This is a genomic window from Clostridiales bacterium (assembly GCA_015243575.1).
Lineage (GTDB): Bacteria > Bacillota > Clostridia > Peptostreptococcales > Anaerovoracaceae > Anoxybacterium > Anoxybacterium hadale.
Genome location: CP042469.1, coordinates 2,389,157 through 2,405,106, shown reverse-complemented (window position 1 = coordinate 2,405,106; position 15,950 = coordinate 2,389,157). Strand labels below are relative to the sequence as shown.

Here is a 15,950-nt window from a genome sequence, read left to right as displayed (position 1 = left end):
CTCTTTTCTTTCTGAAAGGGGAATCACTTTACTTTATGCCGTCGCAAAATTGACGGCTTTTTCTATGGCAAAAATCAAAAACAACTTTCCGCAAATAAAAATCAAAATATAATATTGCATGCAAATTGCATCTGTGATATTATTTAAGTAAGCAAAAGATTACTTTGTAAGCAAATGTTTAGGAGTGAACGATGACAAACAGAGAAGAAGAACTGCTGGAATTAATCCGCCGCAATCCGGCAATCTCTCAAAATGAACTGGCAGCTGCACTTGGCATTACCCGTTCGTCCGTTGCGGTTCATATCACGAACTTAATTAAAAAAGGATATATTCTTGGGAAAGGATATCTTCTGAAACAGGACGATTATGTCAGTGTTTTAGGCGGCTGCAATATGGATATTATCGGCTTTCCTGTCCAGAAGCTGGTTCTGCAGGATTCCAATCCGGGTAAAGTTAAAATGGCTTTGGGCGGAGTAGGAAGAAATATTGCAGAAAATCTTGTGCATCTGGGAGTACCTACCAAGCTGATCAGTGCAGTGGGTGAGGACATTCATGGACGGCGGATCATGGAACATGCAAATAAGATTGGCCTGGATATGAAGCATACCCTTGTTTTAAATCAAGTACCCACCTCCACATATCTGGCAATCCTCGATGAAACCGGAGATATGAAGGCGGGGATTTCCCAGATGGAAATTCTGGAGGAGATCACCATTGACTTTATCCAGAACAAGAAGCAGATCATTGAAGGCTCCAGACTCTGCATCATTGATACGAATATCCCTGCCGATGTGATTCATTATGTTTTGGACAACTTTAAGAATACTGAGTTTTTCCTAGATACGGTATCCAGCGCAAAAGCTTTGAAGGTTAAAAACAAAATTGGAGCGTTCCATACCATCAAGCCCAATCGGATCGAGGCCGAGCTGCTCTCCGGAATCGAGATCAAATCCCAAAAGGATATGCTGAAGGCTGCAGACTACTTCCTGAATCAGGGAGTAAAGAGAGTCTTTCTTTCTCTTGGATCCGAAGGGGTATTCTATCACGACGGGAAGGTTCATAAACTCATACCCAATCCTAAGGTAACTGTGGCAAATGCCACCGGTGCGGGGGATGCATTTTTGGCTGCGCTGGCTTATGGCAGATTCCATGATTATGACATTGATGAGAGCGCCCGGTTTTCCATGGCTGCCGCCATCATGGCTTTAAACTATGAAGAGACAATTAATCCAAATATTTCAGATGAAAATGTAAAGAAAACGATGAAGGAGACAGGACTATGTTAGAAAAATATCTTGATATCAACCCAGAGGTTAAGGAAGCACTGGAAGCAGGAAAAGCCGTGGTTGCTCTTGAATCAACCATTATCTCTCACGGTATGCCTTATCCTAAAAATGTTGAGACAGCCCTCAACGTTGAGAGAATTATCAAAGAGAACGGTGCAGTTCCGGCAACCATTGCAATCATAAAAGGCAGATTAAAGGTCGGTTTGACACCGGAGGAAATTGAATATTTAGGAAAAAGCCACGGCGTTATTAAGGCTAGCCGGAGAGATGTCCCCTTTGCAGTGGCAAAAGGATTGGATGGTGCCACAACAGTTGCTTCAACCATGATCATTGCAAACCTTGCAGGAATCAAAGTATTTGCCACAGGAGGAATTGGCGGTGTTCACAGAGGTGCTCAGGAGACCTTTGATATCTCAGCTGATCTGCAGGAACTGGCACAAACAAATGTAGCCGTCATCTGCGCTGGCGCTAAATCAATTCTGGATATCGGCCTAACGCTGGAATATCTTGAAACCTATGGCGTGCCTGTCATCGGCTTTGGAACTGAGGAGCTTCCTGCGTTCTATACTTCGAAAAGCGGCTTTGGTGTAGATTACAGAGTGGATACACCACTTGAGCTTGCCAGTGCCTTAAAAGCAAAATGGGATCTGGGACTGAAGGGTGGAGCGGTAATTGCAAATCCAATTCCCCAGGAGTTCGAAATGGACCCCGCTGTCATTAATGCGGCCATCGATTCTGCCATCCGTGAAGCAGACGAGAAGGGAATCAAGGGAAAAGAGAGCACTCCATTCCTGCTTGCAAAAGTAAAGGAGCTGACGGAAGGTGCCAGCCTGGACTCCAATATCCAGCTCGTTTATAATAACGCCAAGGTCGGAGCACAAATTGCAGTGGAGCTGAGCAAGCTTTAGTTCTTAGGTTATCGGCCATGCTATTGGTTTGTCGAGCTTGTCATTGGTTAGAATGGTGAATATTGAATCTTAATCTCATAACGTCAAGGTGTATAAAGTCGCCTTGGCGTTTTGTTTTTTATCAGAAGGTAGCCGTGGGGATCATTTGTGGTCTCTATGGCTACCATAAATCAGAAATAAGGGCAATATAAATTAATAGAATTTTCAGATATTATAGTCGTGTACTTTATCGTTATTTTATTGGAGGTGTTTTTATGGATGAACTGAATGAAAAAACTAATGTTTCAGCTGAATTGAGTGAATTTGAATCAAAAAAAATTACTCCGCTTTTCTGGAAATATTCTGTCTTTGCGCTCGCAGGGCTGATGTTCCAGGCAGCTTCCGTTGTTGCTGACGGTATCTTTGTCGGTAAAGGCGTCGGCCCTATGGGACTCGCCACCATCGGAATCATCGCCCCCTTGTGGACGATGAATGTGGCACTGTTCGGACTATTTGGCATCGGTGGAGCAACCATCGCCGCTATGAAGCTGGGTGAGGGAGATGAAGAGGGTGCGAGAAAAGCATATGGCTCGATATTATCCTTTTCATTTCTTGTAGGAATTGTGATTGCTGCGGTCTTTCTAATTGGCATGGACCCGATCTTATCATTTTTGGGAGCGACCCAGGAGATTCTTCCCTTTGCACGCCAGTATGCGTATCCTTATATTCTAGGTGCTCCGATCTGTATTGCGGGATCAGTCTCCTATTATTTTGCAAGAGTAGACGAAAAACCTAAGGCTGCTGCTATTGCTTACATTGCGCCGGCGATTCTTGCGATCGTATTGGAGTATTTGTTCGTTATCAAAATGGGCTGGGGAATGATGGGTTCGGCAGTATGCTGGGTTGTCTGTGTTGGTCTGGCACTCCTGCTTGTTCCATACATGCAAGTGGTAAGTACCAAAATGAAGCTGTGCGTATCCGATTTAAAAATTGATATGAGTATAATCAAGACTGCTGTAAAAATTGGATTTGCCTATTTTGCGATTCAGATCTGCACTACCGTCACAACAATCCTTATTAATAATCTGATCATCACCTATGGCGGCAGTGAGTTGGAAATAGCGGCGTTTGCCATTCTCAATGCATATATCATGTATATTGTAATGCTTGTGACCACTTCCTTTATTATGGGGCTTCAACCGATTGCCAGCTTCAATATTGGAGTTAAGAATTTCGCGAGGGTTGCACAACTAATCAAAACAGCTCTAACTCACAGTACCGCTGCACTGATTGCAGTCACCATCCTTGTATTTCTCTTCGCAGAGCAGATTATTACCTTCTTTGTGGGGCCGGATCCTGTGATTGTTGCAACAACAGCGGCAATTATGAAGGTTTACATGCTGCTGTTTGCACTGGGAAATATCTCTCAGATCACAGCCGGTTACTACATGGCGGTGGAGAAGAACGGACTTGCGATTCTCAACGGCATCTCCAGGATTATTATCTTTGCTGTACCGCTTCTGATGATTTTCCCTCGGATTTATGGGCTGGATGGAATCTGGATGGCTCAGCCAGGTGCGGATTTTCTGTCTGCGCTGCTTGCAATCGTTCTTGTTTCACGTGAGTATAGGAATTTGATGAAAATAGAAAAGCCATTATAGGAGGGCGAAATGGAGACTGCTGACATCATTTTGAAAAGCAATGCAATTTTTACAGGACTGGAGGAGACACCGTTTCCGGGATTTGTAGCAATCAAGGGAAATAAGATCTGTGCCGTTGGCAGGTCGAATCAATTTGAACATATGGTTGGGACCAAAACAAAGCTCCTCGATTATCAGGATCATTTGATCCTTCCGGGCTTTATTGATGCCCATGTCCATTATTTTATGGGAGCCATAGCAGCCAGTGAGCATATGTGCAGCGAGATTACATATTCCTCTTCCGAAGCGGAGTGCGTCCAGATGGTGGAAGCGTATGCTAATCTGCATCCGGAAAAGAAGAGAATCATCGGGATCGGCTGGTTTCCCGCAAACTGGGGAGATGCACCGCTGCCAACCTGCACCTCACTGGACAGAGCCTTTCCGGATATTCCTGTGTATCTGATTTCCGCAGATGTCCATACCTTCTGGCTAAATACCAGAGCGCTCGAGGAATCCTGCATCTCTGGTGATGAAATCCTGGAAAGTGGTGAGATCGGCAAATTTGAGGACGGCAGATTAAACGGTCTGTTGTTTGAACCGGAGGCGTTTTTACCGGCAATGGATCAAGTTATGGATCTGCCCAAAGATCAGATGAAGCAGCTGCAAAAGGATTTTTTCCGCCATATCAACAGCTGTGGCGTTACTTCCGTCAGCGAAATGTCTGCGGACAGGATTTGTGATGCCACCAGAAACACTTACAGAGTGGTACAGGAGATGGAAGCAGAAGGAGAACTGACGCTGCGAATTCATATCTATCCTGCCTTGGGAACGGAGCCGGATTATGAGAATGCAGTGAAACTTCGCGATGAATTCTGTTCCGAAAAACTTAGGATTTCCGGTTTGAAGCAATTTGTAGACGGGGTAACTTCCACCCATACGGCGTATCTACTGGAAGCCTACGAAGATGCGCCTGATACGGCGGGAAAACCGATTTACCCCAAAGAAGTCTTGGAAAGGTGTACGATCAGAGCGAATCGTGAGGGCTTTGGGGTTCGATTTCACGCCATCGGTGACGGGGCGGTGCGGATGGCACTGGACATTTTTGAAGCTTCCAACTTGGCTAATGAAAATCCACGGAACGAAAGAAGGCTGCGAAATACCATTGAGCATTGTGAAACCATTCACTCATCAGATCTTCCGAGATTTGAGAAGCTGGGTGTTATTGCATCCATGCAGCCATATCATCTGATTCAGGACTCGGGCGAGAAGCTACTGCGCATGGGAGTGGATCGCAGTAAAACCGAATGGCCGCACCGTTCGCTTCTTTCCGCCGGTGCGATGCTGGCCTTTGGAACTGATTATCCCGTGGTGGATTTCAATCCCTTTCCCAGTATTTATGCCGCGGTGACCCGATGCGATGACGAGGGCAAGCCTTCCGGTGCAAACCCAGAGGAGGCCATTACGCTGGCAGAGGCATTGCGTGCATATACATCTGGAGGCGCCTACGTTTATGGCAGAGAAGGAGAATTGGGAACCCTTGAAGAAGGTAAGCTGGCAGACATCGCGGTGCTCAGCAGGAATTTATTTACCCTGACAAGCGAAGGAATCATGGACTGCAAAGTCGTTTTAACCGTTATGGATGGAGAAATTGTATATAATAGGGAGAATGAAAACCCATAAACAACCCTTATAAATCGAGGTGAAACAGTTCCCAGCGACTACTGACGCTCAGCTTTTTATAAATGCTGAGCGTATGTTTTTTTAAGGTATGTGGACTGATACAAAGCACTTCACATATCCTGGTCCCCGAAAGACCTCCAAGAAGCAGTCCGAGAACTTCAACCTCCCGTACGGTCAAGTGAAACTGGGTGATATAGTGGGAGGTATCGTAATGGGTTTTTCCCTTTAAATCTGAAGCGCTGCTTTGCAGCAATGAGGTATTGTGATACAGCCTGAAGGCAAGGTGCTCTTTCAAAAGCTCCAGAATAAAAAGATTGTCATCTGAAAAATCTCCGTCCGCTTTATTGCGGTATAAAGAGATAATACCAAGAAAGGAATCATGCAAAGAAATGCTCAGTTGGGCTGAATAATGAATCCCAACGGGTGCATACATTTCCTTGTATAATACCTCGCTTTCCCGTTTCGCGTCAGAGAACAAATCTGTTTCCCGGTACGCCATACTTTTGCCGCTCATAAAGATCCAGCGCGTATAATCGATGTCTTCATATTTTTCAATGTAGTTTTGCAGACTTTCCTCCGAAATCCCCACTGCTACCGGATTGGACAGGAGATGCTCCGGCCGGTTTGAGGCCAGATAGAAAGACGCTTGATTGTAAGGAATCAGATGCTTCAAGAGGCTTAAGACGGTAAGCCGCATTTCGTCAAATGCTTCCAGGCTGTGAACTTTATAAATGATCTCATTCAGCAATATTAGATCGTTTTTTTCCAACACAAAAGATACCCTCCTTTGACAAAGTATAACACGCCTCCTATGTAGGAACTCTAGAGCTATTCTACCACAACAGAAATGAAAAATAAGCATTTACTTTCTTCGACTGGGACGATTTATACTTTAGCACAAGCTGCAGCAGCATCAAATGATAGATATGATAAAATGATAGATATTGGAAATGCATGCAGCAAAGTGCTGTATGAGAAAATGCGGGGTATAATAAGTGCATCCAGTTTTTTGTGAGCGGAGATTGCTTGTAGCGGAAGGATGTGTGCAAACCATGACGATAAAGCTCGGGGAATATAATGAAAAAAGGAATTTTAGCGTTACAGAAGAGCCCCACGGCAGTGCAGAAGAGCCACGGAGGAGTGTGGAGGAATCTCACAGCCGTTTGAAAGAGACGGAAGGACCTTTGCGATTTGTGGTTCAGCACCATGCGGCCAGCAGAGATCATTACGACCTGCGCCTTGAATGGGACGGAGCCCTGCTGAGCTGGGCAGTTCCCAAAGTGCCTTCCTACAATACCAGAGACCGAAGACTTGCGGTACAGGTGGAGGACCACCCTCTGGAGTATAGAAACTTTGAGGGGACGATTCCCAAGGGTGAATATGGCGGTGGAGTGGTGATGATTTGGGATGAGGGTTATTGGGAACCGCAGCCTCAGATGGATGTGGAGGAAGGGCTCATCAGCGGTTCCCTTAAGTTTGTACTTAAAGGAAGAAGGCTAAAGGGAAAATGGGCGCTGATTCGTTTGAAACCCAAATCTGGAGAGGATAAAAAAAACTGGCTGCTTCTAAAGGAAAAAGACGAATATGCAAAGTCTAAAGATCCCTCGGCAAAATACAACAAATGGAATAAACCGGTCAAAACGCCAACCATAAATGAGGAAGACAAAACGGAGGCAGATCAAGAAACTGACAATGAGCTCTCTGAATTTACAACAAGCATCAGAACCGGCCGGACCATGGAGGAAATCGCAGAGGGTGTAAATGAGAAAATAACCAGAAATCCTTTTGATCATGCGGCAGTGCAGCTTGCCAAACTGTCCAGTGCAATTCCTGAGAGTCCGGACTGGATCTTTGAAATGAAATATGACGGATACCGAATCGTTGCTTACCTGGAGGGCAGCAATGTTCGTCTTATGACCAGAAACGAAAACGATTATACCAATCGATTTCGTGAGATAGCAGATGTGCTGGCAGATTGGGCTGCAGGAAGAGCCATGGTTTTGGACGGTGAAATGGTTATCACGGATGCTTCGGGAAAAACAGATTTTCAGGCGCTGCAAAGCTATATGAAAAATCCTAAGGGTCAGAGGCTCACCTATATCGTGTTTGATTTACTTGCCTTAGACGGGGAGGATTTGCGAAGTCGTCCACTTTTTGAACGGAAGGAGCTCCTGAAAACGCTGATGGAGGATGCGCCGGGGAGTTTGTATTACAGCCAGCACGTTCAAGGAAACGGTAAGCAATGCTTCGTTGCAGCTTGCCAAGGCAGCATGGAAGGAATCGTCGGAAAGAGGGGGGACTCCATTTACAGCGGAACTAGAAATGGCGACTGGATCAAGTTGAAGTGTGATAAACGTCAGGAACTCATCATCGGAGGATATACCCTTACCGATAAGAAAACGAGCGGGGTTAGTGCACTGCTTTTGGGGTATTATGAGGGCAATGATCTGATCTTTGCAGGTCGTGCAGGGACAGGTTTCACGGAGCGTATGAGGAAGGAACTGGAAGGTAAATTTGAAGGAATCAAAAGAGAAGACTGCCCATTTAGAAAAGAACCGGGAAACCGGATGCCCAAGGCGGTCGATCAAAGGAAAAATGAGCAGATCACGTGGCTTGAACCTGAATTGGTTGCAGAAATCAAGTTTGCGGAATGGACCGAGGAAAACCTTCTGAGACAGGCCAGCTTTAAGGGACTTCGTGAAGACAAAGATCCTTTGGATATCCGAAGGGAAGTTCATTCGGCTAATCAATCCGAAGAGTCCGAAATAGAGGAAAATGAGCAGACACAGGATGAAATCGCGAAGGCTGAGCAACAAGAGGGGAATTATCACATGGGAGGAGAATCTAAGAACGAAAACAACTTAATTATCGAAGGGATTAAAATCAGCAGTCCGGACAAGGTACTTTTTGAGGAGCCTACCATAACGAAGGAGGCTGTAGTGAGGTATTATGCATCGGTATCGGAACGCATGCTGCCTTACGTTGCAAATCGGATTTTAAGCATCGTTCGCTGTCCCAAAGGGGTCTCTCAGACCTGTTTTTTCAAAAAACATCCCGGCAGCGATCATAATGCGATCTCAATCATGCCAGTCATCAACAGCAGAGGGGAAATGGAGGAATACTTCTATATTGAAGATGCGGCCGGACTTATCTACGAGGCTCAGATGGGGACACTGGAGTTTCATACCTGGGGCAGCAGGGTAGACAATATGGACCGGCCAGATGTCATGGTTTTTGATTTAGACCCCGATGAGGGAATGGATCTTGAGACAGTGCGTCAGGGAGTGCGAGATGTGAAAAGTATACTGGAGGAGCTGTCCTTGATCTCATTTCTAAAGACCAGCGGCGGCAAAGGGTATCACGTGGTAGTACCGTTTAAGCCATCCGTGGACTGGGATACCTTTTATGATTTTTCAAAGCAAATTGCAGTGGTGATGGAGACAAAATGGCCAGACCGTTACACAAGCAATGTGAGGAAGTCCAGCAGAAAAGGCAAGATCTTTATCGACTGGATTCGAAATGGCAGAGGAGCCACAAGCATTGCGCCTTATTCTTTGCGTGCCAGGAATGGAGCGAAAGTTTCTATGCCTATTATGTGGGAAGAATTAGATCGAGTGGCTCCTGACGGCATCGGTATGGAGGAGGCATTAGAAAGAGTCCGCAGAGGTAAGGATCCTTGGAGTGATTTTTTTCGGATTGAGCAGAGGCTGCGGTGAGCGGGAACAGGGTTTGTTGATAAGGATCAATTCCATGTACAGTTTAGGCTGATATACATGGGGTTATTAATCTGATTTATAGTAATTGTTTAGACAACTTAAGTGCAATATTGATTATATTAGATGATTAATAAAATGAATTAATAGCTATATTGACTTTCCGGTTTCTCCAGAATACAATAATGGGAATTCATTGTGTTACTTTGTGGAATGGGAGAATTGTGTATGGTCGAAGTAGCTGCCGCCCTGATTTGGGATCATAATAAAAATTTTTTGATCTGCCAGCGCCCCGCAAACAAAGCGCGTCCCTTGCTGTGGGAGTTTGTAGGAGGAAAGGCAGAACCCGGTGAAACGCTGGAGGAAGCGCTGATTCGAGAATGCAGAGAGGAGATTGCAGTTACGCTGTCGGTGAAGGATGTCTTCATGGATGTTATTCACAAATATCCCGATATTACCGTACATCTGACTCTGTTTAACGCTTCTATTACTCAAGGCGTGCCGCAGATGCTGGAGCACAACGATATGCGCTGGATTCCGGTATCTGAGATCCCGAACTATGAATTCTGCCCTGCAGACGTGGAGATTCTTGAACGGATGAGCAGCATCAAATGAATATAATAAACGATTACCATAATTCGAGAACTTGACGAAAAAAATAAACTAGATGTATCTTGTGCCCGTTTCATAGCGCGGGCACTTTTTTATTTGTTTAAATGAGGGTGACGCTTCATACTGAGTGCGTGATCTAACATTTTATCAAACTGCTGCATAATATAATACAGCAGCGTTTCGCTGTATATCCAACATTTACTCGTAATAAAAGATTTAAAGATATTCTAATAAATAAAAAGTGAACAAGTTCAAAATTTAAAATATGATTTGGAAATAAACATCAGAAATCAGACATTACGAAATATTGATCGAATTTTAGGAGACTTAATAATGAGTGATATCGCATTGCAAATTACGCGCACTCCAGGGGGCTCCGTAGTCACGGGAGCGAATGTAGTCTTTGATCAGATCTTATTTTCTTCGGGAAATATAAGCTATAACACCTTGACCGGTGTCATAACGTTTCAAGAAGAGGGAAGATATGTTATTAACTGGTGGGTTGCAGCCCAAATATCTCAGTCAATTAATGGTTCTTCATTCACCCTTCAATCCTCTCAGGGAGACGACATCGTTGGAAATTCTCCGCTTAAGACCGGAGAGGTAAGCGGAGTCGGCATTATTGAAACAGCTACTGCTCCGGTTACCCTGTCTTTAGTAAATATAACTTCTGCTGAAGTCTTTTACTCTGCTATCGTTCCACTTTCAGCTTCGTTAATCATTGTTCAAGATGATATTGCTGGAGGAGGGCCGACAGGCCCGACTGGAGACACCGGCCCCACCGGAGCAACCGGCCCGACTGGAGACACCGGTCCCACCGGAGATACCGGCCCAACAGGAGACACAGGCCCCACCGGAGATACCGGCCCAACAGGAGACACAGGTCCAACAGGAGACACCGGCCCGATTGGAGACACCGGCCCCACCGGAGACACCGGCCCAACTGGAGACACAGGCCCAACTGGAGACACAGGCCCAACAGGAGACACAGGCCCAACCGGAGACACCGGTCCCACCGGAGACACCGGCCCCACTGGAGACACAGGCCCAACCGGAGACACCGGTCCCACCGGAGACACAGGCCCGACAGGAGACACAGGCCCGACCGGAGACACAGGCCCAACAGGAGACACCGGCCCAACCGGAGACACCGGTCCCACCGGAGACACCGGCCCCACCGGAGACACCGGTCCCACCGGAGACACCGGCCCGACCGGAGACACCGGCCCGACCGGAGACACAGGCCCAACAGGAGACACCGGTCCCACCGGAGACACCGGTCCCACCGGAGACACCGGTCCCACCGGAGACACCGGCCCGACCGGAGACACAGGCCCAACAGGAGACACCGGCCCCACCGGAGACACAGGTCCCACCGGTCCAGGCATCACTGTTTTTGGATATGCCTATAATCCGGTAGACCCGGAATTGGCAAATGAACTGGGTTCTGACATCACCTTCAACACCAACGGTCCAATGAGCGGCATTACCCACACAGTGGGTTCGACACAAATCACTGTACCAAATACCGGGATTTATATGATAAGCTATTCGGTTGTGATTACAAATAACGTTGATGCCATCATTTCAATCGCAGTCAATGGTTTCGCCATCGCATCAACCTCAACTCCGACTCAGCTGCTTACCGGTGATTACTCCGATTCTGCCATCTTATCGCTAAATGCCGGTGACATTGTCACATTGAGGATAGAATGAGGAGTGAGATCATGAGTATTATGACAGATAAAAAAACACATGAGGAGACGTGCCTGCGCCGCTTGCTTTCCTTTATTCCCAACGGGGGGCAGATGGAGCCGAGAGTGAGCTATTTCGCTAGAGCCAACGGATACCGCCTGTTCTTCCTGCCAGATCGGATTGTTTTTGATTTTATGTCCGTTCCGTCAAAGGCAGAAAGGGATTCGGACAGTAATTCAGAGGTTCAGGCAGTGGCAATTGCCGTCATATTTGATCAGTGCAATGCCGATGTGCAGCCACAGGGGAATCTGCCGGAAGAGGGCACCTACAATTTCTTTATAGGAAATGATCCCGGAGGCTGGGCAAGCGATCTCTGTTCTTATGAGGAGATTATTTACCAAGAGCTTTGGCCTGGGATTGATCTGCTAGTACGGAGCGAAAGGGGAAAGCTGAAGTTTGATTGGATCCTGCGGCCTGGCGGAAACGCCGAGCAGATCGTGATGCATTATGAAGGGGCAGACTCCTTGGAACTGGATGAAGAAGGAAATCTTTTGATTCATCATTTGTTGGGAACTATGACTGATCTTTCTCCTTTAGCATTTCAGGAAATTGGAGGGGAGAAGACCGCCGTAGATTGCGCCTTTGTTTGTAATCCCCGCATGCGGGGAGCTTTGGCTGTCGGTTTTGAAGTAGGAGCCTATGATCATGCTCATCCGCTATGGATTGACCCGGCAATCAAGTATACAACGTACCTTGGCGGTTCTGACTCTGATTCCATTTTTGGAGTTGCTTTAGACGGAGCGGGCAATGCCTACTTTGTAGGGAGAACCGCTTCCGCCGATTTTCCAACCGTGGCAGGGGCTTATCAGCCGGCTCTGGCGGGCAGCAATGATGCCTTTATAACGAAGATTGCTCCAGACGGAACGTCTCTCATCTATTCCACGTATCTGGGAGGCTCTGGAGTTGACGAAGGAAATGCTATTGCCATCGACGTTTCCGGTGCAGCTTATGTTACCGGCTTTACTACTTCAGCCAATTTCCCCACAATGAGCGCATATCAGGGGGCGCGGGCTGGAACGCAGGATGCCTTTGTTTCTAAACTATCACCGGGCGGCAACGCACTCATTTATTCCACGTATCTGGGAGGATCTGCCGGAACCTCAGGAGGGACTGGAATCGGTGTCAACGTTTTCGGACAGACAATTGTTGGCGGAATGACCAATGCAACCAACTTTCCAACTGGCGGCGGCGGCGTGAGCCCAACCTACAACGGAGGAACGAGTGACGGCTTTATCTCACTTTTCTCTACTGCGGGAAATTCCCTCCTTGTGTCCACTTTCTTAGGAGGTACGTCTTTTGATAGTATCACCGGTCTTGCCCTAGACTCTTCCGATTTTGTTTATGTTGTAGGCTTTACGGAATCCACAGACTTTCCTGTGACCGCAGGAGCTTTCCAACAGGCGTTGTCGGGCGGAGCGGATGGTTTTATCACCAAGTTAGAGGGGGATTTGAGTGCGCTGGTGTATTCGACTTATCTGGGAGGAACCGGGAATGACCAGGCTGAGTCAATCCGTATTGATTCATTGTTTCATGCCTGTGTTGCAGGATCCACTCTGTCAGCAGACTTTCCCGTAACACCCGGTGCCTACCAAGCTACTTTTGGAGGCGTGCAGGATGCCTTCGTTACCAAACTCTCCGCAGATGGAAGCAGCCTTGTTTTCTCAACCTATCTGGGAGGCAGCGGAACAGACACGGGAAATGCAGTGGCCGTTGATTCTACAGACCATGTCTACGTTGCAGGTACTACCGGCTCAGCTGATTTTCCGATTACACCGGCAGTCATTCCCTCATCCCTTACGGGAACGGCTGACTGGTTTATCAGCATGCTTTCGGCAGACGGCAGTGAGCTACTGGTATCCTATTACCTTGGCGGTACCTCTGCTCAAGAAGCAAGAGGAATCGCTGTAGATCGTCAGGGGGCCGTGTATGTGGTAGGGGATACCGATTCCACGGACTTTCCCGTTTCTTTAGGCGCTGTTCAAACCGTCTATGGCGGGAATATTGACGGAGCTGCGACAAAAGCTTATTTTGCAACTTACCGCAAAGCCTCAATTACCATAATGGAGATTTCTAGTTAATCGAAATTGATGAGGAGCAGGAAACACAAGCTCATAATAAACAGGTTGGCGTATGATACGATAAACGGAGATAAAACAAAACCGAGAATGCTTAGCGCTTCTCGGTTTTGTAAAAATATGGTTCGTTTTCTTTGCCCAGGGATAGGGCGACTCAACGACTCTGGATTCCCACCTTTTCAAATGACATCGGCATTGCCAGATTTCCCAGATTAATCAATTGGCCAGGCTGGGAGGGGACTTCATATAAGCTGGCTGTTCTGATCTGAAGATTATCATAGGTTTTGAAATAATATTCACATGTAATGGTGTTAATAAATGCGGTGTATTTCGTATAATCAAAAGTTTCTCGGTTCGTAACAACAGCGCCTCTTGGAATTGTTACACTTTCCATGACATGAAAGCATGAGATAACTGCATCCAAATCATTTTCTGTGGGTGGGAGGTGTGTTTTTAAATACGCTGTACGCACAAAGCGTTCAGGCGAGGTATATCCTCCCGGCAGAATCGATGTTCCTGCTGCCTGCCCAAAAGGTGTCAGCTTTATGTCGCCCCAGTAAGTCTCATCCGTTTGATAAGGGGATGCTTCCATGTAATTTCTGAGATTGGTCATGTGCCAAGGAAAATCAGGGCTGTTTGCCATGACTCCGATGGAATTATCATATATCTCAAAACCTTTTTCTGTCAGTTCAATGACGGCACACCTACCGTTTCTGTCTGCCGCAATCCAGTGTAGTGGAGCTGCACTTCCGGTCACAGGGTCGGGAATACCCAGAATTGAAACCCTTCCTCTCAGCGCATAAAGATCATCTACGGAGGCACACCTACCCAGCATATAGTGGAGAAAATCAAAAGAGGCAATTTGCTCCGCTGAGGAATGTTGATCAGGTTGATTCTCGTATTGCGCATATCCTGCAAAGTATAATGCGGCAGCAGTAAACCCCATCTCATTGACCCCGTCAAAAAAGCCAAGAAGGCCATCCAGTGCCTGACCGATTCCGATGAAACTATAGATATTCCGTAGCGAACTCATGTCAAGAACATTATTCCAGACATATCCGCCGGGAACGATGAAGAGCTGCGGCTGAATATCATAGGAAAAATCCATATTTCTTCCGAAAAAAGTCTCACCTTGTTGTGTCGTCAATGTAATTGCTGTACACATATCAATTATCCCTCCTCCTTAATATATATGAGAAAAAACAGTCGATATGTACATCGAACCATGCTCTGCCTGAGTTATATGAGACCCCATTGCTTTAAGAAAAAGATCCAGGTAAAGATGGTAGCACAGGAAATCAGGGTTGTAAACGCAATGATTTCTGATGCCAGGTCGCTGTCACTTTCCATCTGTGCGGCCATGGGAAATGAGGATACTGCAGTAGGCGCAGAGAACAGGATCATGATCGCAGCAAGCGCAACTCCCCGATATCCTGCAGCAATTGCAGAGGAGACAAAAATGAGGGGAATCAGAAACAGCTTCATCAGAACGGCGAGCATCAGGTTTCTATAATTTTCTTTTATCAGTGTGATTTGAAACCCCGCGCCCATGACCACAAGGGCCAGAGAGGTTGCAATATTGGCCAGTCCTGATACAGAGCTTTCCAGAAACTGGGGCAGCTGAATTTGAAAAAAGAGGAAGGAAGCCCCGACGAGCGAAGCGATAATCAGAGGATTCTTTAAGATACCGGTAAGGATGACTCTCACAGAAATTCTGCAGTTTCGGAAAACTTCCAGAGTGATTACCGAAAGGATATTGTATAGGGGGATTACAACAGCGATCAGCATGCTTGTAACCCCGGTACCGGAGGTGCCGAAGAGACTGACGATCACGGGCAGGCCGAAAAGTATAAAATTGCTGCGAAACATGCCTTGGATCAAAGCACCACGTTTTTGAGGGCGTGGGTCAGCCTTTATACCCACTGCCAGGGCAAGAAGCCACATCAGAATGATTTCCACCAGAACAAAGAGCATAAGCCTCGGTTGAACGGATATGTGAAGATCTGTCTTGTAAATATTGTAAAAAAGTAAAGCAGGCATAAACACCTGGAACACCAAACGATTTAGCTGGCGTTGAGAGTGTTGGTCCAGAATCCCTTTGAGACGAGTGGTGTATCCAAGAAGCATCCAAAGAAACATAGGGGCAACTGCATTAAAGGAAATTAACAAATTATTCATATGACTTACCTTTCCAGAAACGTTACTTATTCCTTTATATTTCAATTCTCCCAGTTCGTCAAGGGCTTGTTTAAAAGTAAGTCATTCATTTGGATGGAAGCACGAGGATATAATGTATTGTTTA

General features: G+C 46.5%; 11 protein-coding genes. 8 read left to right on the top strand and 3 right to left on the bottom strand.

What is annotated here, in order from left to right; genetic code table 11:
• Positions 1-191: 191 nt before the first annotated feature.
• From FRZ06_10570 to FRZ06_10555, 4 genes are all read left to right on the top strand, one after another.
• Positions 192-1,286 (top strand): winged helix-turn-helix transcriptional regulator, encoded by a 1,095-nt coding sequence (locus FRZ06_10570; GenBank protein ID QOX63757.1) that lies wholly within the window; start codon positions 192-194, stop codon positions 1,284-1,286.
• Positions 1,280-2,194: a pseudouridine-5'-phosphate glycosidase gene (locus tag FRZ06_10565; protein QOX63756.1), complete on the top strand. Its 915-nt coding sequence runs from the start codon at positions 1,280-1,282 to the stop codon at positions 2,192-2,194. The genes FRZ06_10570 and FRZ06_10565 overlap by 7 nt, the downstream gene beginning before the upstream one ends.
• 254 nt (positions 2,195-2,448) lie before the next feature.
• Entirely contained in the window at positions 2,449-3,834 is a 1,386-nt protein-coding gene (locus FRZ06_10560) for an MATE family efflux transporter (protein ID QOX63755.1), read from the top strand.
• Between the two features lie 9 nt (positions 3,835-3,843).
• A complete protein-coding gene (locus FRZ06_10555) occupies positions 3,844-5,493 on the top strand; it encodes an amidohydrolase (protein QOX63754.1) in 1,650 nt (549 codons plus the stop codon).
• Positions 5,494-5,500: 7 nt separating this feature from the next.
• Here the strand turns inward: FRZ06_10555 and FRZ06_10550 are convergent, their stop codons facing one another.
• On the bottom strand, positions 5,501-6,355 hold the full coding sequence (locus FRZ06_10550) for a helix-turn-helix domain-containing protein (protein QOX63753.1): 855 nt from the start codon (positions 6,353-6,355) through the stop codon (positions 5,501-5,503).
• Positions 6,356-6,545: 190 nt separating this feature from the next.
• Here FRZ06_10550 and ligD point away from each other — a divergent pair, with 190 nt between their 5' ends.
• The 4 genes from ligD to FRZ06_10530 all read left to right on the top strand — a co-directional run bounded on the left by ligD (position 6,546) and on the right by FRZ06_10530 (position 13,651).
• A complete protein-coding gene (ligD, locus tag FRZ06_10545; protein QOX63752.1) occupies positions 6,546-9,209 on the top strand; it encodes a DNA ligase D in 2,664 nt (887 codons plus the stop codon).
• A gap of 225 nt (positions 9,210-9,434) precedes the next feature.
• A complete protein-coding gene (locus tag FRZ06_10540; protein QOX63751.1) occupies positions 9,435-9,821 on the top strand; it encodes a (deoxy)nucleoside triphosphate pyrophosphohydrolase in 387 nt (128 codons plus the stop codon).
• Between the two features lie 645 nt (positions 9,822-10,466).
• The gene (locus tag FRZ06_10535) at positions 10,467-11,534 is read left to right on the top strand and encodes a collagen-like protein (protein ID QOX65907.1); all 1,068 of its coding nucleotides are present in this window, start codon (positions 10,467-10,469) and stop codon (positions 11,532-11,534) included.
• Positions 11,531-13,651, top strand: coding sequence for a hypothetical protein (locus FRZ06_10530; protein ID QOX63750.1), 2,121 nt, complete (start codon positions 11,531-11,533; stop codon positions 13,649-13,651). Before FRZ06_10535 ends, FRZ06_10530 begins: the two co-directional genes overlap by 4 nt.
• A gap of 151 nt (positions 13,652-13,802) precedes the next feature.
• On the opposite strand, the gene FRZ06_10525 is transcribed toward FRZ06_10530, so the two are convergent.
• Both FRZ06_10525 and FRZ06_10520 read right to left on the bottom strand, forming a co-directional pair.
• Positions 13,803-14,813, bottom strand: coding sequence for a choloylglycine hydrolase family protein (locus FRZ06_10525; GenBank protein ID QOX63749.1), 1,011 nt, complete (start codon positions 14,811-14,813; stop codon positions 13,803-13,805).
• 74 nt (positions 14,814-14,887) lie between these two features.
• Positions 14,888-15,826, bottom strand: a complete 939-nt coding sequence (locus tag FRZ06_10520; GenBank protein ID QOX63748.1) for an AEC family transporter — start codon at positions 15,824-15,826, stop codon at positions 14,888-14,890.
• Positions 15,827-15,950 lie beyond the last annotated feature (124 nt).

Bases quoted from the DNA above. Each gene is read 5' to 3' on its own strand.
- FRZ06_10570 (QOX63757.1), top strand. From the start codon at position 192: ATGACAAACAGAGAAGAAGAACTGCTGGAATTAATCCGCCGCAATCCG.
- FRZ06_10565 (QOX63756.1), top strand. From the start codon at position 1,280: ATGTTAGAAAAATATCTTGATATCAACCCAGAGGTTAAGGAAGCACTG.
- FRZ06_10560 (QOX63755.1), top strand. From the start codon at position 2,449: ATGGATGAACTGAATGAAAAAACTAATGTTTCAGCTGAATTGAGTGAA.
- FRZ06_10555 (QOX63754.1), top strand. From the start codon at position 3,844: ATGGAGACTGCTGACATCATTTTGAAAAGCAATGCAATTTTTACAGGA.
- FRZ06_10550 (QOX63753.1), bottom strand. From the start codon at position 6,355: ATGCTTATTTTTCATTTCTGTTGTGGTAGAATAGCTCTAGAGTTCCTA.
- ligD (QOX63752.1), top strand. From the start codon at position 6,546: ATGACGATAAAGCTCGGGGAATATAATGAAAAAAGGAATTTTAGCGTT.
- FRZ06_10540 (QOX63751.1), top strand. From the start codon at position 9,435: ATGGTCGAAGTAGCTGCCGCCCTGATTTGGGATCATAATAAAAATTTT.
- FRZ06_10530 (QOX63750.1), top strand. From the start codon at position 11,531: ATGAGGAGTGAGATCATGAGTATTATGACAGATAAAAAAACACATGAG.
- FRZ06_10525 (QOX63749.1), bottom strand. From the start codon at position 14,813: ATGTGTACAGCAATTACATTGACGACACAACAAGGTGAGACTTTTTTC.
- FRZ06_10520 (QOX63748.1), bottom strand. From the start codon at position 15,826: ATGAATAATTTGTTAATTTCCTTTAATGCAGTTGCCCCTATGTTTCTT.